This window comes from Algibacter sp. L1A34 (assembly GCF_009796805.1).
Lineage (GTDB): Bacteria > Bacteroidota > Bacteroidia > Flavobacteriales > Flavobacteriaceae > Algibacter.
Genome location: NZ_CP047029.1, coordinates 537,615 through 558,233, shown reverse-complemented (window position 1 = coordinate 558,233; position 20,619 = coordinate 537,615). Strand labels below are relative to the sequence as shown.

At 32.7% G+C, this 20,619-nt stretch carries 15 protein-coding genes; 9 read left to right on the top strand and 6 right to left on the bottom strand.

The window, feature by feature from the left end; translation table 11 throughout:
• Positions 1 to 5: 5 nt before the first annotated feature.
• The 4 genes from GQR97_RS02425 (at position 6) to GQR97_RS02410 (ending at position 5,908) form a co-directional block, all read left to right on the top strand.
• Positions 6 to 1,511: a RagB/SusD family nutrient uptake outer membrane protein gene (locus GQR97_RS02425; protein ID WP_158844839.1), complete on the top strand. Its 1,506-nt coding sequence runs from the start codon at positions 6 to 8 to the stop codon at positions 1,509 to 1,511.
• Positions 1,512 to 1,540: 29 nt separating this feature from the next.
• Positions 1,541 to 2,395: a putative zinc-binding metallopeptidase gene (locus tag GQR97_RS02420; protein WP_158844836.1), complete on the top strand. Its 855-nt coding sequence runs from the start codon at positions 1,541 to 1,543 to the stop codon at positions 2,393 to 2,395.
• A 6-nt stretch (positions 2,396 to 2,401) separates the two neighbouring features.
• On the top strand, positions 2,402 to 3,745 hold the full coding sequence (locus tag GQR97_RS02415) for a DUF4302 domain-containing protein (RefSeq protein WP_158844833.1): 1,344 nt from the start codon (positions 2,402 to 2,404) through the stop codon (positions 3,743 to 3,745).
• A gap of 231 nt (positions 3,746 to 3,976) precedes the next feature.
• Positions 3,977 to 5,908 (top strand): putative porin, encoded by a 1,932-nt coding sequence (locus GQR97_RS02410; protein ID WP_233267592.1) that lies wholly within the window; start codon positions 3,977 to 3,979, stop codon positions 5,906 to 5,908.
• 40 nt (positions 5,909 to 5,948) lie between these two features.
• Here the strand turns inward: GQR97_RS02410 and GQR97_RS02405 are convergent, their stop codons facing one another.
• From GQR97_RS02405 to GQR97_RS02385, 5 genes are read right to left on the bottom strand one after another with little or no spacing between them, the layout of a single operon-like run.
• On the bottom strand, positions 5,949 to 7,439 hold the full coding sequence (locus tag GQR97_RS02405; protein WP_158844828.1) for a cellulose synthase family protein: 1,491 nt from the start codon (positions 7,437 to 7,439) through the stop codon (positions 5,949 to 5,951).
• Positions 7,436 to 8,128: a glycosyltransferase family 2 protein gene (locus GQR97_RS02400; protein ID WP_158844825.1), complete on the bottom strand. Its 693-nt coding sequence runs from the start codon at positions 8,126 to 8,128 to the stop codon at positions 7,436 to 7,438. Before GQR97_RS02400 ends, GQR97_RS02405 begins: the two co-directional genes overlap by 4 nt.
• Positions 8,125 to 8,601: a toxin-antitoxin system YwqK family antitoxin gene (locus GQR97_RS02395; protein ID WP_158844822.1), complete on the bottom strand. Its 477-nt coding sequence runs from the start codon at positions 8,599 to 8,601 to the stop codon at positions 8,125 to 8,127. The genes GQR97_RS02400 and GQR97_RS02395 overlap by 4 nt, the downstream gene beginning before the upstream one ends.
• Entirely contained in the window at positions 8,601 to 10,223 is a 1,623-nt protein-coding gene (locus GQR97_RS02390; protein ID WP_158844820.1) for a 4Fe-4S binding protein, read from the bottom strand. Before GQR97_RS02390 ends, GQR97_RS02395 begins: the two co-directional genes overlap by 1 nt.
• A gap of 3 nt (positions 10,224 to 10,226) precedes the next feature.
• Positions 10,227 to 11,570, bottom strand: a complete 1,344-nt coding sequence (locus GQR97_RS02385; protein ID WP_158844817.1) for an NAD(P)/FAD-dependent oxidoreductase — start codon at positions 11,568 to 11,570, stop codon at positions 10,227 to 10,229.
• A gap of 203 nt (positions 11,571 to 11,773) precedes the next feature.
• Between GQR97_RS02385 and GQR97_RS02380 the strand changes: the two genes are divergently transcribed.
• Genes GQR97_RS02380 through GQR97_RS02360 form a run of 5 tightly spaced genes read left to right on the top strand, consistent with a single transcriptional unit; the run spans position 11,774 to position 16,431 of the window.
• Positions 11,774 to 12,490, top strand: coding sequence for a DUF547 domain-containing protein (locus tag GQR97_RS02380; protein WP_158844814.1), 717 nt, complete (start codon positions 11,774 to 11,776; stop codon positions 12,488 to 12,490).
• A 20-nt stretch (positions 12,491 to 12,510) separates the two neighbouring features.
• Positions 12,511 to 13,395 carry a hypothetical protein gene (locus GQR97_RS02375; protein WP_158844811.1) on the top strand — a complete coding sequence of 295 codons (885 nt, stop codon included), beginning with the start codon at positions 12,511 to 12,513 and terminating at the stop codon, positions 13,393 to 13,395.
• A 36-nt stretch (positions 13,396 to 13,431) separates the two neighbouring features.
• Positions 13,432 to 14,439, top strand: a complete 1,008-nt coding sequence (locus GQR97_RS02370; protein WP_158844808.1) for a glycoside hydrolase family 113 — start codon at positions 13,432 to 13,434, stop codon at positions 14,437 to 14,439.
• Positions 14,423 to 15,172 (top strand): hypothetical protein, encoded by a 750-nt coding sequence (locus GQR97_RS02365; protein WP_158844806.1) that lies wholly within the window; start codon positions 14,423 to 14,425, stop codon positions 15,170 to 15,172. The genes GQR97_RS02370 and GQR97_RS02365 overlap by 17 nt, the downstream gene beginning before the upstream one ends.
• Positions 15,172 to 16,431 carry a POTRA domain-containing protein gene (locus tag GQR97_RS02360; protein WP_158844803.1) on the top strand — a complete coding sequence of 420 codons (1,260 nt, stop codon included), beginning with the start codon at positions 15,172 to 15,174 and terminating at the stop codon, positions 16,429 to 16,431. Before GQR97_RS02365 ends, GQR97_RS02360 begins: the two co-directional genes overlap by 1 nt.
• Positions 16,432 to 16,983: 552 nt before the next feature.
• On the opposite strand, the gene GQR97_RS02355 is transcribed toward GQR97_RS02360, so the two are convergent.
• Positions 16,984 to 20,436, bottom strand: a complete 3,453-nt coding sequence (locus tag GQR97_RS02355) for a pyruvate carboxylase (protein ID WP_158844801.1) — start codon at positions 20,434 to 20,436, stop codon at positions 16,984 to 16,986.
• Positions 20,437 to 20,619 lie beyond the last annotated feature (183 nt).

Sequence of the window (20,619 nt, the reverse complement as noted above, 5' to 3'; positions counted from 1 at the left end):
ATACTATGAGAAATATAAAATATAATATAGGCGTTGTTTTTGTGACGCTTTTAATGGTAACTTCATGTAGTGATATTCTAGATGAATCGCCAGACAATAGAACAACAATAAATTCTGCAGAGAAAATTTCGGAATTGTTAGTAGGAGCTTATCCTGAAGGTGCATATGTCCCTTTTTTAGAACCTATGTCTGATAACGCTGGAGATAAAGGCCCAAGTGCAGATACTGGTATCGATTTTGCTACAACACTTAATGAACGTATGTTCTTTTGGGATGATGTAAATAATACGGATATAGATTCGCCTACTAATTATTGGAATAGTGCTTACAAAGCTATTGCGCAAGCAAACCAAGCTTTACTATCCATAGAAGAACTTGGTGGTGGAGCCGAATTAAATTATTTAAAAGGAGAAGCTTTAGTTTGTAGAGCTTATGCGCATTATATGTTAGTTAATATATTTTCGAAAGCGTATGATCCAACAACGGCGGCTTCTAGTATAGGTATTCCGTATGTTACCGAACCAGAAAATGTACTTTTAGGAGAATATGAAAGAGGTACGGTTGAGAGCGTATATGATAATATAAAGAAAGATCTTGAAGAAGGTTTACCTTTAATAGAGGATAATTATACTATATCAGCATATCATTTTACAACAAAAGCAGCAAGTGCTTTTGCTTCTAGATTTTATTTGCAAATAGGAGAATGGGAAAAAGTAATTACTCAAAGTACCATAGCTATTGGCTCTGGAGGAGTAGGAGCCTTAAGAGATTGGCCAAATAATTACAGACCTGCAACCTATTCGGAACAAACGGCATTATACACGTCTTCAAACTTCGAGCCAGCTAATCTTTTATTAGTTTCTGCAGAATCACTTTATAATAGGTATCATTTTTCTGCTAGATATCAATTAAATAGTGATAAGCGAGATGAGGTTTTTCCTGGCACGAATGGTACGGGACAACCTTGGTCATATAGTGTTTTTGGAAGTGGTGATTTATTTTATAATATACCAAAGTTTCAAGAATATTTTAAAGTTATAAATCAAGCGGCAGGAACTGGAGATACTTATGTTGCGTATGTTTTATTATCTACAGACGAGGCATTGTTAAATAGAGCAGAAGCTTACGCTATGTTGGGTAATTTGGAAAAAGCTACTGAAGATATAAATATGTCTTACTCAGTAAAAACAGCAGGTTATTTAGCTGATTTTGATGAATTAAGTGTTGATAATGTGCAAGAACGATTTGAAGTTACCGATGCAGATTTATTTACACCGTTTTACACCATACCAACAGATGCATTAGCCTTTGTAAACTGTGTATTAAGTATTAAAAGAACTGTTTTTTATAACGAAGGTTTACGTTGGTTTGATATAAAAAGACTTAATATGGTTGTAGATCATGAAGATATATTTGGGAATGTATACACTTTACCAAAAGGAGATAATAGAAGAGTTGTACAAATTCCAGAAGCGGCGCAATCTTTTGGTATACAACAAAATCCAAGGTAATTATATAAATTATAAATAATAATACGGAAATGAAAAAATATATATATATAGCATTAGCATCTGTAGGTTTGACTTTTTTAACGTCATGTGCAGAGAGTTCAGATGGTGTTGGAGCAAGTCAAATAGATACAAGTATGCCTATTTTAAACGATTTAGACGTGTGGCTTAGAAGTAGTTTTGTAACGCCTTATAATATAGAGGTGCTTTATAAATGGGATATTAATGATACTGATATTGATAGGTATTTACACCCTCCTTTAGATGCTAGTGTTAGGCCAGTTGCAGAAGCTTTGCAAAAAGCATGGATTGAGCCTTATACACAAGTTGGAGGAACAAATTTTATTAAGAAAATTGCACCTCGTCAGTTTACTTTGGTAGGTAGTTTTAATTATAATCCTAACAGTCCAACAATTACCTTAGGTGTTGCAGAGGCTGGAACAAAAATAACATTGTTTAATATCGACTTTTTAGATTTCACAGATATTAATAGCATTAAACAACCTCTAAAAACAGTACAACATGAATACGGGCATATTTTAAATCAAAATATTCCGTTTGATGTAGCTTATGGTCAAATAAACCCTGCAGATTACACAGCGCAATGGTTTAATAGAACAGATGCTGAAGCTAGAGAGTTAGGTTATATTACGGCCTACGGTTCAAGTCAAGAGGGAGAAGATTTTGTGGAAATGGTTTCTGAAATGTTAACAAACTCAAAGGAAGATTTTGATGCTATTGTAGAAAGTATTTCCAATGAGGAATCCAAAGCAATAATTAGACAAAAGGAAGCTATGGTTGTAGATTATTATCAAACTAATTTTGATATAGATATTTATGAATTACAAGCTATAATGGATACAGCAACTCAAGAATTAGTAAATTAAAAAATTATGAAAAAAATATTTAAAAATTATTGGCTAATCTGTTTAGTGTTTTTCTCGATTGTTTCATGTAATAATGATGATGAAGGAGAATTGTTTTCAGAATCGCCAGCTGAAAGAATTGCGGGACAAAATAGTGAGTTGTTAAACTTGTTAACATCAGAACAGAACGGCTATAAAGGAACTTATTTTACCAAAAATGATGAGTTTGGAGGATTTACATTTTACATGAAGTTTAATGCAGATGGAAGCGTAGATATGACTTCAGATTTTGATTCTGATACAGCTATAGAATCTTCGTCCTATGATGTACGTTATGGCACAACAAATGAATTGGTATTTACAACGCGTAATCATATTCAAAAAGTAAGTAATCCTGAGCTTGAAGGAGCCATTGGGACAGGTTTTAAAGGAACCTCTGTGTTTCAATATTTCGGTAATGAAGATGGCGTACTCTCTTTTAGAGATGTTAGAAATAGAGACACTGGTTATTTAGTGTTTACTCCAACTGGTTTTTCTGATTTTGAACCAGAAAGTACAGCTAGTGTTGAAAAATCTTTAGCTAGTAGAGAGGCTTTTGTAAATGGTAATGCTGTAACATCATTCCCGTTTATGAGTATAGACGGAACTACTTTAAAAGAATACGCTTTAAACTATGACAGCGTTACACTTTTTGCTAATCCTACAATAATAAATGAGGATGGTTCTATTTCTGATGAAAATTTTGGGATTGCATTTACAGAGGAAGGTTTAATTATAAGTCCTGCATTAGAAGTTGATGGGGCTGTTTTCGAAACCTTTGTTTTAGACGAAACTTCTGGTTTCGAGTATGTTTCTACAAGCAATGGGATTACAGCAAAAATAGGTTATGGAAATGAGCCTGTTACTCCATTAGATTCTTATGCTTTTGGTATTCGAGATGAGGCTGGTGTATTTAATTTGGCCGAAATGTTTAAGCATAGTTCTCCATTTAATACTTTTTATGAGAATTTTTCAAATGATATTGCTAATAGTGCTTTGCCTGGGCTTGAAATTACTAACATTATATTATGGGAACTGAATACCGGAGGAATTCCATACATTGATGTTAGAACTAATTACGGTAATGTTTTTTATGATTTATCATTTACTTATGATGAAAGCACTGGTATCGTGAAGTTTGCTTTTACAGGAGATACCAATGCCCCTGATTTCTTTACCGCTATTCTCCAACCGCTATTAGATGTTATGGTAGGTTCTGAAAAAGGTTATTACACCGTTAATTCAGGAACTTATCAAAACTTTTCTAATAGAACGTTTGGTTTAATAAATGCTGATAATCCTGCCTACAAAATTGATTATTGGACGTTTTAATTAGCCATATAATTTCAAATCAAAAAACTCTAAGCTAAATTTTAGCTTAGAGTTTTTTTTTGCCTAAACCCAATAAAAAAGAAGTAATAAATAATTCTCAGCATTTTTCAGCGTTATCATATTTTGTCTTTACATTTGCAACGGTAATATTTGTAAAAGTAAAACCAAAGCAAGATTTTTGTATTTATGAATAAAATAATTCTGTCATTCCTTTTTTTGCTCGTGTTTAACATGGTAAGCGCTCAAGATTCACCACGTGAATTACCGAAAGGTCAAACTGTTAATTTAAAAAAACAAGACAGTTTAAATTCTGAAGGTAAAAACACAAAGCGTACAAAAGGAAAAGATGAAAAAGAAGAGAAACCGAAAATTCAGGACTACCTTATCATCTCTCACGAAAACGATACAACATTCGTAGATACAACGCTATCTATAAAAAAAGAATATAAATTCAATTATTTACGAAAAGATAATTTCGGTTTAATAGCCTTTTCAAATTTAGGTCAAACCTATAATAGCTTAACTTATAATTTTAAAAACACCGATTTAGTGCCAAATTTAGGCGCACGTGCTAGGCATTTTAATTTCATGGAAATTGAAGATATTAATTACTACCGCGTACCAACACCGTTAACCGAGTTAATGTACAAAACGGCCTTTGAGCAAGGACAACTTCTCGATGCCTTTTTTACTGTAAATACAAGTCCGCGTTTTAATTTATCAATTGCTTATAAAGGCATGCGTTCTATTGGTAAATATCAACATATAGTGACGAGTACGGGAAACTTTAGGCTTACATCAAACTATACTTCAGAAAATAATAGATATCATGCACGAGGCCATATTGTAACTCAAGATTTGTTTAATGAAGAAAATGGTGGACTTGAAGATGAAAGTGTTGAGTTTTTTGAGTCTGGTGACGAAGAGTTTATAGATCGCTCTATTCTAGATGTAAATTTTGAAAATGCTGAAAGTATTCTAAAAGCAAAACGTTTTCATTTGGAACATAATTATGCTTTTATTAATCAAAAAGATTCTTTATCTCGAAATAATTTAAGTTTAGGTCAGGTTATTTCTTTTGAAGATAAGTATTTTGAATACAGCCAAACTAGTGCGGAAACAGAAATTTTTGGAGATGCTTTTAAAAGTTCTAGTTTAAAAGATCGTGCTACATTAGAGCATTTTTATAATCAATTTCAATTAAATTACAGTAATAATATTATTGGTGATTTGCAGTTTAATTTAGGATACGATAATTTTAATTATGGTTATGATAAAATTGTAATTTTAGAAGGAACTACTATTACCAACAGAATTAAAGGAGATGTTCTTTCAGCTGGCGGAAAGTATCATAAACAATACAGAGGTTTCGATTTACTTGGTGAATTTGGACTTAATGTTTCAGGTGATTTCGACGGTAACTTTTTAAAAGGACAGGCTAGCTTCAAATTAAATGATGATATCCAAGCCATCGCTTCTCTTAATCACAGTTCAAAAGCACCTAATTTTAACTTCTTACTGTATCAAAGTGATTATTTAAATTACAATTGGAGGAATAACTTTAATAATACTGAAACTCAACAGTTGGCCTTCGAATTAAAATCCGATAAAATATTAAACCTAAGTATCGATTATTCTACAATTACAGATTATGCTTATTTTCATTTAGATGAAACATCTCAGCTAGTTGCTCCAACACAATACGGCGGGACTATAAACTATTTAAGAGTTAAACTTGATAAAGAAATTAGAGTAGGGAAATTTGCACTGAATAATACTTTTATGTATCAAAACGTAACAAATGGAGAAGGTGTTTTAAATGTACCAGAACTAAATATGCGTAACACATTGTATTATTCTAGTCATTTGTTTAAAAAGGCTATGTATTTGCAAACAGGTATTACTTTAAATTATTTCACAAAGTATAACATGAATGCTTACGATCCTGTTTTAGCAGAATTTTATGTCCAAAACGACCAACAGATAGGGGAGTTTCCTAGGTTAGATTTCTTCTTGAATGCCAAAATACGTCAAACTCGAATCTTCTTAAAAGCAGAGCATTTTAATGCAGCCTTTACCGGATACAATTATTATTCGGCACCTAATTATCCGTATCGTGATTTCTCAATACGTTTTGGTGTAGTTTGGAATTTCTTTTTATAGGAAAGGTTTATTGCTATAAAATTTCAACTAAAGCTTCAAATTAAACTTTTGATACTAACGATTTTATAAATACAAATCCGAAGCCTAAAAATAACATAAGGTGAAACGGGAAGAGCCCGAAATCGCCACCTTGGTCTCCAACAATAAAGGCGCTATACATACCAAAAGCGAAATAAGCCATCAGTAAACCTTCAAAAATCACGTTTATAGATACTGTTTTCTTGATGTATTGGTTTGTTTTTAAGTTATCTTTAAACTTACTAATGTTGAATTTTGGTGTGCGTACAAATTCACTTTTCTTACCTATGTGTCCCTCAATTACAGCAATAGTATTATGTAGCGAAAAGCCCATAGCTATTGAGAAAAACACAAAGAACATCCCGATATAATTAACGAAATTTTTTACGCCACCACCATAGATGTTTTTATACATTACCCAGTAGCAGATAAAAAATATTAATGTGCTTATTACAAAGAAACTCATTACAATAAAATACGTTTTTAAGTGTGCGTATTCATTCTTTATGTAAAGCATTGGAATACTTAAAATAGCAACCAATAAAATATTTAAAAACATGGTGCTGTTTAGTAAATGCAACAAGCCGTGTATTTTTGTTTTAGTTGAAATGTTTTTGTTTTTAAGAACGCGCCATTTCATTTTTTTGAAATTTTCCGCACCACCTTTATTCCATCTAAATTGTTGCGAACGTGCGGCACTAATAACAACCGGAAGTTCTGCAGGAGTTTCTACATCTTCTAAATACTTAAATTTCCAGTTTTTAAGTTGCGCACGGTAGCTTAAATCTAGATCTTCGGTTAGAGTATCGCCTTCCCAGTTTCCAGCATCGAGAATACAAGCTTTACGCCATAAACCTGCAGTACCGTTAAAATTTATAAAATGTCCTTTACTGTTTCGTCCAACTTGTTCTAGAGTAAAATGTGCATCTAGAGCAAAGGCTTGAATTTTTGTAAGTATAGAGTAATTCCTGTTGATATGTCCCCAACGGGTTTGAACAACACCAATTTCAGAGTCTTTAAAATAAGGAACAGTTTGTTTTAACCAGTCTTTTTTAGGAAGAAAATCAGAATCGAAAATGGCAATAAATTCACCTTTAGCAATTTCTAGACCTTCCTTTAAAGCACCTGCCTTAAACCCAACTCTATTAGTTCTGGTAATGTGCTTAATATCTAATCCTGTTATTTTAAGTGCTTCTACTTGTGCTCTAGTGGTTTCTATGGTTTCATCTGTAGAATCGTCTAAAACCTGAATTTCTAATTTATTATTTGGATAGTCAATTTTTGCTATATTATCCAGTAGGCGCTGCATAACATACATTTCATTGTAAACAGGAAGTTGTATGGTAACAAACGGAATTTCATCTGGATTAGATAAATCGAATTTCACAGAAGTATCGGTTTTTCTTTTCGCCGATAAGTAATTGAACAGTAGGTTGAGTTGTGCCAATGCATACATTAAAATAAGAAGTAATGCAATGGTGTAAATTGTAATTATTATGCTCTCTAAAATCATTTTTTTATACTGTATTTAAAAATCCATCCCAAGATTTTTACGCCTGCAAATATAGCACCTTTTACCGTGCCAGACACTTTTGAAACGCCTATTCTGTTTCTATAATTAACAGGTATTTCAATGTATGATAGTTTTTGCTTTAAAACCTTTAATTGCATCTCTACTGTCCAGCCATAGGTTTTGTCTTCCATGTTAAGTGTCAGTAGCTTATCATATTTAATGGCTCTAAATGGACCAAGGTCAGTAAATTTTGCATTGAAAAACAAACTCATTAAGGTTGTTGCGAGCCAATTTCCGAAAACTTGTGGCATAGTCATAGACCCAACTTCTCTTAATTCTTTTACACGTGCTCCAATAACAAAATCTAAATTATCATTAATTATAGGTGTAACTATTTTAGTGAGTTCTTCGGGGTAATCACTATAATCACCATCTAAAAACACAATAATGTCTGGTTTATTAGTTTGGTTCGCAATATACGTCATGCCTTTTAAACAAGCATATCCATAGCCTTTGTTTGTTTCTTTTAAAACGGTGGCACCTGCATTTTTTGCATTAATTTCTGTATCATCGGTAGAGTTATTGCTTACCACAATAACTTCGTCAACAATTTGAGGAATGGCTTTAATAACGTGTGTAATAGAATCTGCTTCGTTGTATGCAGGAATTATGACTTTTATTTGGGTCATCTTAAATTAAGTAGGTTGTTTTCTTTTTTAAAATCTTTTAGGTTGTACCATTCTTTAATTTTTTTACCAGCATTGTATTTGCTAGCAGAAATAATATCGCCGTTTTTATACTTTAAGCAATACCCATTTTTCTGATTAAATTTAAGTTGACACTTGTGGTTAACCTGTCCTGAATGGTCATAAAACACCCACCAATTTGTTTTTTTTCCGTTAACAAAGTGGCCTTCGCTTTCTTTTAATCCATTTGGGGCGTAAAAATACCAATATTCTATAGGATTACTGTTTGAAAAATGACCTTCTTTTTTAATTTGACCATTATCGTAGTAAAACTTCCAATAATCTTCTTTTTTATCTTGCTTAACCCAGCCTTCAGATTCTAAACTTCCGTTTTCGTAAAATGTTTTTACATAAGCTTCATTGTCAGACTTATTGAAAGACATAGAAACTAAAAGCAGGTAGCAGATATATTTCATTATTTTTTATTTACTAAATCCATTAAGTCAACATCGTTACCAAGTAAAACATCTGTTGGATTAATACGTCCTTCTTCTGGTCCGTTTTCTAATTTTAAAACACCTCTTGGGCAAACAGCAGAACAAACTCCACAACCTACACAACTAGAGCGTACAATATTTTCTCCTTTTTGAGCATAAGCTCTAACATCAATACCTTGCTCGCAATAAGTAGAACAGTTTCCACAAGAAATACATTGTCCTCCATTTGTAGTAATTCGAAATCTAGATTTAAAACGTTGTACAAAACCTAAATATGCAGCTAACGGACATCCAAAACGACACCAAACACGGTTACCGAAAATAGGGTAGAAGCCTGTACCAATAACACCGGCAAAAATAGAGCCTATTAAAAAGCCATAAATATCTTGTATAGTTTGTGTTTTAATACCTAGCACTTCTCCAGAGCCTGAAAAGAAAGTGTATAAAGCAAAACCTGTCATCACGAGAACAAAAACAAGTACAGAGTGAATTATAATACGCTCCATTCTCCATGAAAGTAATGTTTTACTAGAAAGTTGTCTGTATGGATCTCCTAAAGTTTCAGCCAAACCACCGCAACCACAAACCCAAGAACAATACCATCTTTTTCCGAAGAAATAAACCATAACTGGTACAACAACAATAGTTAAAACAACACCCCAAACTAAAATGAATAAACCAAAGGCACCACTAGCAAGAAGTTCGTCTAAATTCCATCTGAAGAAAAAATCGTAATCTAAAGGGAAAGCATTTTTAAAATCGTACCAAGGTTTCTCGAAACGAACTAAAATTTCTGGAATTAAGAAAGCAAATACAATTTGGAAGAATAAAACCGAAGTCGTTCTTAATATTTGATATTTGTTATGGCGGTATTTTATGTACATTCTAACAGCCATTACCGACATTACTGTACAGTATAAAAAGCCATATAAAAACCATTGACTTGCAGGGTTTCCACTTATAGATTTACTAATTGGGTCTACTAAATAGACCCAGTTTACTATAAAATCTGGAAAGAAATAAAGTAGAATATAAAAAGTAACTAAAAAGATAAAAGCAAACCAACCAATCCAGCCGCGGTTTGTAGCCGCGTTTAAAAAGATACCGTTGTTTTTAATGCCTGGTTTTCCTAATAAAATAATATCAGGAAGCATAAACATAAGAGCTCCAAAAATGGCTAACCCAAACGTTAAAAACCACATAAGTCCTGTGCTATCTGGAGCAGGGCCTTTACCTGCTGTTTTTGCGAGAGAAAAACTTAAGCTATGCGGTTTACCCGAAATTTTATATTGAAATTGTTTTCCTTTTTCGTCCCAATTTTTTTCAGCATCATATTTTTTAATAAGATCATCATAATGAGCATTAGAAACCTTGTATGCATTTATAACACGACTAGAAAATTGAAAAATATTTAAACCCTCGGAGGTTACAAGTGCTTTTTGTAATTCTGGCCCAATAATGCTGCTTTTATAGTTTTTCTCCTTTAAAAAAGTATCCAGCTCAGCTTGTTTTAAACTGAAAGAACCTGTGAAAATAGATCCTATAAATATGGCAAGTCCTAATAGAAAAAGGACTAAACCGGTTTGTTTTATTGCTTTCATATCTTATGCTTTGCTAAAAATACGTTTCCAGCTTTTCTTTTTTAATTGAATGTTAGTATTGTTTTCTTGGTTGAATTTCGCAACGATTTCCTTTTCGTGAAGTTTATAAAATTCAGGATCGAAATTAGCATCGGCTAAATGTTCTAAAACATAATCTACCGTGTGCTTTTCATTTAAAATCTTGTCGAAAAATTCGTGACGCATTCGTATTCCGAAATTGTTAATACCAATAAATTCTCGAGTGGTTTTATCGTAATTAATATGAATACATTTTTTTCCATCTTCATGTTCCCAATAAAAACGAGATTCATGGTCTTTGGCTTGCGCCCAAACCCAACCATAGGTTTGGTACTCTATATCGATAAACTTGGCAGAGTTAAACCAATGGCCAGGTTTATATTGTGTTTTATTATCGCAAATAGTTTGTGCTAAGGTTTCTCCCATCATACGGCCAGTATACCAAACAGCTTCAATAGGGCGACGTTGATCAATACCTTCATGTTGCTCGGCACAATCACCAATAGCGTAAACACCTTCTACATTAGTTTCTAGGTAACGATTCACTTTTATACCGCGTCCTATTTCAATACCAGAATCTCTTATAAAGTCTATATTTGGAGCAACTCCAGCGGTTAAACCAACAACGTTACAAGAAAGTTCTTCTCCTGTTTCATCAATAATAACCGATTTAACATTACCGTTTTCATCGGCAACTATTTCTTTTAAGTTTGTAGAAAGACGTAAATCTATTCCGCTACTTAAAATTTCACGGTTTATCATTTTGCTTTCACCTTCAGGTAACACACCATTCCAAAAGCTATCTTCTCTTACTAAAAATGTTACTGGAATATACCGCGAGTGCAACATTTCGGCCATTTCAATGCCAATTAATCCACCTCCAACAATTACGGCTCGTTTACAAACCTTATTATCTGGTGCATATTTTTCTAGATTTTCTAAATCTTGCTTATGGTACATGCCCATAACGCCATCTAGATCTTGACCAGGCCAACCAAATTTGTTAGGTTTACTTCCTGTAGCTATAATGAGCTTATCGTAAGTTAAAGAACCACCATCTTCAAAATGAAGCGTTTTGTTTTCAGTCTCAACTGTTTTAACAAAAGCTTTTTTTAGTTCTATTCTATTCTTTTCCCAAAACCAATTTTCATAGGGTTGTGTGTGTTCAAACGTCATGTGTCCCATGTATACATACATAAGAGCTGTTCGAGAGAAAAAATATTCGGTTTCAGCCGATATAATAGTGATTTTTTTATCAGAAAGTTTTCTAATGTGTCGCGCTGCGGTAACACCCGAAATTCCATTCCCGATTATAACAATATGTTCCATAATTTTTAGAATTGTGTTTCTTTAGGTCGTTTTAAAGATAGGAACTTAACTTGAAGTATTAGTTTATAATCATTTTAAATAGGTATCTAGATGTAAGGAGCTTTAAGTTTAATGGACTTTGATAGAAGCTTTTGTAAAATGTAAGATGGCTAACAATTCAATAAAAAAAAGAGTTGTTATTTTGAATTATTAAAATTTATAGTATGAAAAATAAAATTATTATTACTGCAACCATATGTTTATTGTCGTTTGCAAGTTTTGCTCAAAACACGAATGATTTCTTTTTAAAGGCCGATTCTTTTTTTAAAGAATACGTGGTTAACGGAAAAGTTGATTATTCTAAAATAAATGCCGATCAAGCTCAATTAGATGAGGTTTTAAGCTTAGCTGAAGGTATTACAGTTTCTAAAAATGATGCTAATGTATACCAAGCATTCTGGATAAATGCCTATAACTTGTCCGTAATAAAAGGAATAATGGATAACTATCCTTTAAATTCTCCTTTAGATAAAAAAGGTTTTTTTGATAAAACAACACATGCTTTAGGAGGTAAAAATATCACATTGAATGATATTGAAAATAAACTTTTACGAGAGGCTTTCAAGGATGCTAGATTTCATTTTGTATTAGTTTGTGGTGCTATAGGTTGCCCACCATTAATTAGTAAAGCGTATTTACCAAAAACGTTAAATAACCAAATGACGAAGCAAACTAAATTAGCTATAAATGGAAGCTTTTTAAAGGTAAATGTTAAAAAGCTTCGTGTAGAAGCTTCTCAAATTATGGAATGGTATAAAGGTGATTTTACCATGAATGGAAAAAATGAAATAGACTTTATTAACCTTTATAGAACCGAAAAAATCCCTGCCGATTATAAACTGAGTTACTTTCCTTACAACTGGAAAACTAACGCGCTTTAATACTAATTATAAAACACATAATGATGAAAAAAATACTAACAACTTTACTATTAACTATGTCTTTAGTGGGGTTTGCCCAGGAAGATACAACTGAAAATAAAAGAAGTAATATACAAACCTATACACCATCAAAACTATTAAGTAGTGGGCAATGGGATATTAAGTGGTTTAATAATTTATATACCGAAACTAAAGATTTATTTGGTCCGAATGGTAAAAAACAAGATATACCAAGAAATACTTTTTTCACCTCCACTCTAGATGTTTTTACAGGTATTTCAGCTAACAGTAAATTAAATGTTGGTTTGTTATTAGAGTTTCGTTCCAATGTTGTTGGAGGTAGAGACGCTTTAGATGTTTTTAAATTTGATGGAGAAACAAACTCTGCACGTTCTGGTTTAACGTCTTTCGCACCAGCAATAAAATTTAATCCTATTAAGGGTGTTGGTAATTTTACCATTCAAACGGCTTTTCATATTCCTTTAATAGATAATGAAACTGAAAACGGTGTGTATCTAGATCAAAAAGGATTCATATTCCAGAATCGTTTTTTCTATGATTACAGTTTTTCTGGTGGAAAATGGCAATTGTTTTCAGAACTTAATTCGGAATATAACTTCGGAAAAAAAGAAGATAGTTTTGCAAACAATAGCGTACGTTTAACACCTGGCGTGTTTTTAAGTTATTTCCCAAGTTCTAAGTTTACTGTTTTAGGGTTGATACAACACTCACAATTAATTGATGCTGGAAATGATTTCTCTCAAGATTTTACAGCACTTGGTGGTGGTTTAAAATATCAATTAACAGATGTTCTTAATGTAGAAACCCTTTATACAGGCTTTGTAAGAGGTAATGATACGGGCTTAGGACAATCATTTAACATAGGTTTAAGAGCATTGTTTTAATGATTAGTTATTTTAGAAGTTAAAAAAACTTTTTAAATGAAAAGAGAAATACTCTTAATTCTAGTTGCAGTAATGCTTCTACAGTCTTGCAACGCCCAACCACAAAAAATTAACGGCGTAAGCTTTGTGGCATCCAGAGAAGCTATTTCTCAGGTTAATGTTATGCCTGTTGTAAAAGTAAACGCCAATTTTGCTGCGATTATGCCTTTTGGCTTTATTAGGGATATTGCGCATCCGGAAATTAAGTTTAATACCCAAAGGCAATGGCTTGGAGAAACTAGAAATGGCTCTAAGCAATATGCTCTTGAATTACGAAAACAAGACATCAAAATAATGCTGAAGCCTCAAATTTGGGTGAGTCATGGGATATATACTGGCCATATTGAAATGGCAAATGAAGAGAATTGGCAAGTTTTCGAACAATCGTACTCTAAGTTTATTTTAGAATATGCCAAGTTAGCAGAAGAATTACATGCCGAGATTTTTTGCATAGGTACAGAATTAGAAAAATTTATAGCTCAAAGACCTGAGTATTGGGTAGGTTTAATTGCGAAAATTAAAGATATTTATAAAGGTAAACTTACCTATGCAGCTAATTGGGATGAGTTTAAAAGAACACCTTTTTGGGATGAGTTAGATTATATTGGTATAGACGCCTATTTTCCGGTTAGTGAAACTAAAACACCAACTTTAGAAGAGTGCATGTCTAATTGGAAAGTGCATAAAGCGGTTATTAAAAGCACATCAGAAGTATTTAAGAAGCCTATATTATTTACCGAGTTTGGTTATAGAAGTGTTGATTATTCTGGTAAAGAACCATGGCGAAGCGATAGGGGTATGAATTCTGTAAACTTGCAGGCTCAAACAAATACCTCTCAAGCTTTATTTAAAACATTCTGGAAAGAAGAGTGGTTTGCTGGTGGTTTTATTTGGAAATGGTTTCATAATCACGAAACAGCGGGCGGCGTAAATAATTCTAGATTTACCCCTCAAAATAAACCCGTAGAAAAGTTGATACAATCTTATTATGGCGATCATAAGTAAATTTAAATATGTAATTGCATGTCTATTTCTTGGTTCTTGTGCAACTGATGATGTCGGCGATTTAATTATAAATGATGCTACTATTTTATCTCTATTCTTAAACAATAAAACTTACGAAGAAGATACCGTTATTGCGTGTGCCGCCAGTAGTGAAAATGATGTAAATGTTGTTTACGTTTATTTTTATCCAGAAGAAGGTGCTAGCAATTTTAAATTATATGAAACAGATGAATCTGAAGTGGATAGCAAAGATTTTTCGGAATATAAATTCATTGATTTAGATACCCAGCCACTTTTTAATGGTGCTTTACGTTTTTTTGAAACCAAGTCTAATGGCGCTTGGTTTACTGTGGTTTACAATGTAGATGAAGCTATAAAGATAGCAACTCCAATTCGGAATAAAAAAAACGAACAGCCTTCTTTATGGACCGATGAGGTTAGTATTAATCAACAACAAGCATTAATGCCTTTATTTACTTGGGATATTATTTCCGAAGAAAACAACGCTATTTTCTTTGAAGTTTTGTCAACTGAAGATTCAGATTTAATTTCCGGAACATATACATTCAACAATCAATTTCAATATTATAAACTAGATAATGTGGTGCTAAATATTACTCCAAATACACCACCAAATTTAATATCAGGAAATAATTATATATTTACAGTAATGGACGTGAGCTTAGATAATTGGGTAAACCAAGTAATCATGACGCCATTTGCTGCTAAATAATGAAAAAAAAACTACTCTTTATTTTATTACTAATCTGTTTTAGTGGTGTTTCACAAAACCATATTATTGCCGATTTAAAAATTCAAGGAAATAAAAAACTAAAAACGTCTTTTTTAAAAAGTTTGGCCTCCATAAAAAGTGGTAGTGTTTTAGATTCTACGGTTATTGAACAAGATATTAAGCGCCTAAAACGTTTGCCTTCGGTAGCTCATGCGTATTATCAAGTATTTCCTACGGAAGAAGGCAGCTATAATGTGTTTTATGGTATTGAAGAAAACTTCACACTCATTCCTTCATTAAATATTTATACAACCGATAATGATGAATTTGCATATCGATTAGGGTTAACCGAATTTAATGCCTTAGGAAGAAATATTACCGTTGGTGCATTTTATCAAAAAGATGTTTTCCATAGTTATGCTTTAAATTTTAGAGCACCTTATTTGTTTTCCAAACAATTAGGTTTGGCTTTTAATTTGCAGAGTTTAACAACGTTAGAACCGGTGTTTTTTAATAATACATCGGCTTATTATCGGTATAATAATAAGTCTATAGGGCTTTCTGGCTTGTACGAGTTTAATTTTAGCAACAAACTAGAACTTGGGATAAATACTTTTGTTGAAGATTATAAATACGAAAGCGGGGAAACAAGTCCAGAGGTTCCATTAGAACTAAATATACCTAAATGGCTTTTAAAAGGGATTTACGAGTTTAATAATTTAGATTATTCTTATCAGTATATATCGGGATTTAGAAGTCAGTTTAATTTTCAGTTTGTAACATCTAGACGCGAAGGTGTCGAAGATTTTTTTATTGGTTGGAACGATTTTTTTCTCTTCAAAAGAGTTGGGGAAAAAGGCAATTGGGCAAATAGAATTCGGTTGGGTTTAGCATCTAATAACGATACCCCTTTTGCACCGTTTTCTGTAGATAACAATGTTAATATACGTGGCGTAGGGAATACCATAGATAGAGGTACGGGTGTAATAGTCGTTAATACAGAATACCGCCACACACTTTTTGAAAAAGATTGGTTTGTTCTGCAAGGTAATGCCTTTGTAGATGCTGGTTCTTGGCGAAATCCCGGTGGTGAACTATCCGATTTTAGTAGAAGTAAAAATATGAAACTTTATCCAGGCATTGGGTTACGTTTTTTTCATAAGAAGATCTATAATGCTGTTTTTAGAATAGATTATGGCTATGGTGTTTCTAAAAACGCTACACAAGGTTTAGTGTTTGGTATTGGTCAGTACTTTTAGTTTATCGATGCTTTGCCATTTTTTTAATTGCTAAAGCGTTTTTACGAAAAAAAAATATTTTATTCGGAAGAAAATTCTTTCTATTTAATTAGTGATTTTTTTTTTAGTTTACTTACAATACATTGATTTTACCCCAAAATGATGCAAAATTAACAGATAAATAAGCATACAAATATATTAATTTCAGTGTTTTGAAAAATGGATGATGACTATATCTTTGCAGTGTAAATTATTACAAAAACAAGTCCAAATCTTAATTAATAATAAAATGGGACATTTAAAATGTTCAGTTTTTTATAAAACCTAAAATTATGTTTATATCCCAAGCTTACCACTGTTATCAAGTATTACACGAAGAAAAGAGTTCAGTCTCAAAAATGAGCAAACAAACAAATACGGAGGCTAGTTTTTTTCAAAAATTGAAACAGGTTTTCAATGTTAAAAAGCGTGTATTTCAATCGTAATAAATAGTATAATATATAATGCCCAAATTAAACTGTAAGTGTGAAATACAGTTTAATTTGGGCATTTTTTTATTAAATAATGTTGTGTTTATTCCAAAACAACAACCAAATCTTCAGAATTCACCATAAAGCCAGTTTTTAAAATAATTTTCTTAACCGTACTATCTGTAGTTGCTGTAATGGTTGTTTCCATTTTCATGGCTTCAATAATAAATAAGGGTTGATTTTTATTTACTTTTTCGCCTTTTTTAACGAGAATAGTAGATAGCATACCTTGTAAAGGTGCTCCAATTTCATTGGCATCAGCTTTGTCTGCTTTTATGTTTTCAACTTTATTAACTTTTATTGATGTGTCTTTAATTTTAACACTTCGGCCTTGGCCATTCACTTTAAAATAAACGGTTACAATACCATCTTCATTAGCTTTTCCTATGGAATCTAAAGTGATAAGTAGTGTTTTTCCTTTATCTAATTCTACAATAGTTTCCTCTCCAATTTCCATACCGTAGAAAAAATTCTTGGTTGGTAAATTCATGAGGTTATCATACTTTAAATGCTTATTGAAAGCATCTGTAAATACTTTTGGATAGAGCTGATAGGATAGGAAATCTGTATAATCAATGGTTCTACTTAAATCATGTTCAAATGTTTTTTTGAAGGCTTTAAATTCTTTATCAATATCTAACGGCGGAATATGCGCATTTGGTCTGTCGGTATAAGGTTCTTGACCTTTTAAAATCAGCTTTTGGAGCGCCTTAGGAAATCCACCTACCGGTTGACCTAATTCGCCTTTAAATAAATCTACAACCGACTGCGGAAACGAAATCGTATCGCCGCGTTCTATCACATCTTGAATGGTTAAATTGTTACTCACTAAATATTGCGCCATATCTCCAACTACTTTAGAACTAGGCGTTACTTTTATAATATCTCCAAAAAGCGTGTTCACTTCACCATACATTTTGGTGATTTCATGAAAACGATCTTCCAAGCCTAATGCTCTAGCTTGCGGTTTTAGGTTACTATATTGTCCGCCAGGAATTTCATGTTTAAAGACTTCTCCCGATCCTGCCTTTAAACCCGATTCAAATGGATAATAATATTCTCTTACGGTTTCCCAGTAATTAGAATATTCATTTAAAGAATCGATATTAATACGACTTGCTCGGTCTTGAAATTTCATCATTTCAACTACGGAGTTAAAGTTTGGTTGCGAGGTTAATCCAGATAAGCCACCGAGAGCAACATCTACAACATCTACACCTGCTTCAATAGCTTTTAAATACGTTGCCGATTGTATAGATGAAGTATCATGTGTATGCAAGTGAATTGGGATTTTAAGTTCCGATTTTAATGCTGAAATTAATTCGTAAGCTGCATAAGGTTTTAGTAAACCTGCCATATCTTTTACGCCTAAAATATGCGCACCTGCATTTTCTATTTCTTTGGCTAGATTAACATAATATTTTAAGTTATACTTTGTGTTTTCTGGATTTAAAATATCGTTGGTATAGCAAATAGAACCTTCGGCTAGACCGCCAGTTCTTGTGCGCACATGTTCTATGCATGGGCCAAGAGATTTCATCCAGTTTAGAGAATCAAAAATTCTAAAAACATCAACACCATTTTCCCAAGATTGCTCTACAAATTCGCCAATTAAATTATCGGAATAAGCTTTGTAGCCAACACCATTAGATCCACGAATAAGCATTTGTAATAATAAATTGGGCATTGCTTTGCGTAGCATGCGTAAACGTTCCCATGGGTTTTCTTGAAGAAAGCGCAAGCAAACATCAAAAGTAGCACCGCCCCAAACTTCCATGCTAAAAATATCTGGATGGTTTTTGGCGTAACCTTCGGCAACCTTCATCATATCGAAAGTTCGCATACGTGTGGCCAATAAACTTTGGTGTGCATCACGCATGGTGGTATCTGTAAAATGAACCTTCTTTTCATTCATTAACCACTGCGAGAACTTTTCTGGACCTAATTTGGTTAGTAAATCTTTGGTGCCTTCAGGGAATCTGGCATCGGCATCAAATTTTGGAACTTTTGGTTTTATAAAGGTTTTAGAATGATCTATTTTTTTAACATCTGCATTTCCGTTTACAATAACATCGCCTAAATAAGTAATCAGTTTTGTCGCTCTATTTCTAGGCGCTTTAAATATGAATAAATCTGGATTCGCTTTAATGAAATTAACCGTAACTTTTCCTTGTCTAAAGGTGTCATGTTTTAAAATGTTATCTAGAAAAGGCATATTGGTTTTTACACCTCGAATTCTGAATTCTGCTAAAGCTCGACGAATTTTTCTACTAGCACCATCAAGCGTTCTACTATTTGCGGTGACTTTTACCAGCATAGAATCGAAAAAAGGCGAAATAGTAGCGCCTTGATATATACTTCCCGCATCTAACCGAATACCAAAACCAGACGCACTTCTATATGCCGAAACAGTGCCGTAATCGGGTTTAAAATCGTTTTGTGGGTCTTCGGTTGTAATTCTGCATTGCAGCGCGTAACCGTTTATATGAATAGATTCTTGATTCGGAATTTTAATTTGCTCGTCCGATAACTTATAACCACCAGCAATAAAAATTTGAGTTTTTATTAAATCGATATTCGTGATAACCTCGGTAACGGTATGTTCTACTTGTACACGTGGGTTTACTTCAATAAAGTAAATAGAATCATCATCGTCCACTAAAAACTCAACCGTACCAATATTATTGTAATTTACTGCTTTACAAATTTTAATAGCATAGTTATAAAGTGCTTGCTTTGTTTCATCTTTTAAACCGTAAGAAGGGGCAAACTCAATCACTTTTTGATAACGTCTTTGTACAGAGCAATCACGTTCATATAAATGGACGGTATTACCAAAACTATCAGCAACAACTTGAATTTCTATATGTTTTGGGTTTTCTACAAATTTTTCAAGAAAAACGGTATCGTCACCAAAAGCATTTAAAGCCTCGCGTTTACTTTCGTTAAAGGCACTTTTAAGATCGTCTTCTTTCCTAATTACTCGCATTCCTCGTCCGCCACCGCCAGAAGCTGCTTTTAGCATAATAGGGTAACCAATTTTTTTAGCTTCGGAAATGGCTACGTTAATATCAGTTAACGGCTTTTCGTTACTTTGAATAATAGGAATGTTATTTTCAACGGCCACTGTTTTGGCCATAATTTTGTCACCTAAAGCTTTTAAAACAGATACTTTTGGGCCAATAAAAATAATATTATTGTCTTCACAAGCTTGTGCAAAGTCTGCATTTTCAGATAAAAAACCATAACCAGGGTGTATAGCATCCGCACCATTTTTTAATGCGATTTTTATAATTGCATCAATATTTAAATAGGGCTTTAAAGGTTCATTATCTTCTCCAATTTGGTAAGATTCGTCAGCTTTATATCGGTGTAAGGAATAGCGGTCTTCAAAAGTGTAAATGCCGATTGTTTTTATGTTGATTTCTGTACAAGCTCTAAAAATTCTAATGGCAATTTCGCCTCTATTGGCTACAAGTATTTTTTCTATTTTCAAGGTGTGTGGTGTTTAGTTTGCTAAAGTTTAATTTGGTATTAAATATAATTAAATTATTTATAACATATTTGATTATCAGGTCTTTTAATTATTGAATAGACAGCATTTTAATAAAGAATCTGTAAAATGATTTTTAATTTAAATTTAATATTACAATTTTTTAAATTATTTATATTCAATTAG

Coding starts and splice junctions, on each gene's coding strand:
- GQR97_RS02425 (WP_158844839.1), top strand. CDS start 6: ATGAGAAATATAAAATATAATATAGGCGTTGTTTTTGTGACGCTTTTA.
- GQR97_RS02420 (WP_158844836.1), top strand. CDS start 1,541: ATGAAAAAATATATATATATAGCATTAGCATCTGTAGGTTTGACTTTT.
- GQR97_RS02415 (WP_158844833.1), top strand. CDS start 2,402: ATGAAAAAAATATTTAAAAATTATTGGCTAATCTGTTTAGTGTTTTTC.
- GQR97_RS02410 (WP_233267592.1), top strand. CDS start 3,977: ATGGTAAGCGCTCAAGATTCACCACGTGAATTACCGAAAGGTCAAACT.
- GQR97_RS02405 (WP_158844828.1), bottom strand. CDS start 7,439: ATGATTTTAGAGAGCATAATAATTACAATTTACACCATTGCATTACTT.
- GQR97_RS02400 (WP_158844825.1), bottom strand. CDS start 8,128: ATGACCCAAATAAAAGTCATAATTCCTGCATACAACGAAGCAGATTCT.
- GQR97_RS02395 (WP_158844822.1), bottom strand. CDS start 8,601: ATGAAATATATCTGCTACCTGCTTTTAGTTTCTATGTCTTTCAATAAG.
- GQR97_RS02390 (WP_158844820.1), bottom strand. CDS start 10,223: ATGAAAGCAATAAAACAAACCGGTTTAGTCCTTTTTCTATTAGGACTT.
- GQR97_RS02385 (WP_158844817.1), bottom strand. CDS start 11,570: ATGGAACATATTGTTATAATCGGGAATGGAATTTCGGGTGTTACCGCA.
- GQR97_RS02380 (WP_158844814.1), top strand. CDS start 11,774: ATGAAAAATAAAATTATTATTACTGCAACCATATGTTTATTGTCGTTT.
- GQR97_RS02375 (WP_158844811.1), top strand. CDS start 12,511: ATGATGAAAAAAATACTAACAACTTTACTATTAACTATGTCTTTAGTG.
- GQR97_RS02370 (WP_158844808.1), top strand. CDS start 13,432: ATGAAAAGAGAAATACTCTTAATTCTAGTTGCAGTAATGCTTCTACAG.
- GQR97_RS02365 (WP_158844806.1), top strand. CDS start 14,423: ATGGCGATCATAAGTAAATTTAAATATGTAATTGCATGTCTATTTCTT.
- GQR97_RS02360 (WP_158844803.1), top strand. CDS start 15,172: ATGAAAAAAAAACTACTCTTTATTTTATTACTAATCTGTTTTAGTGGT.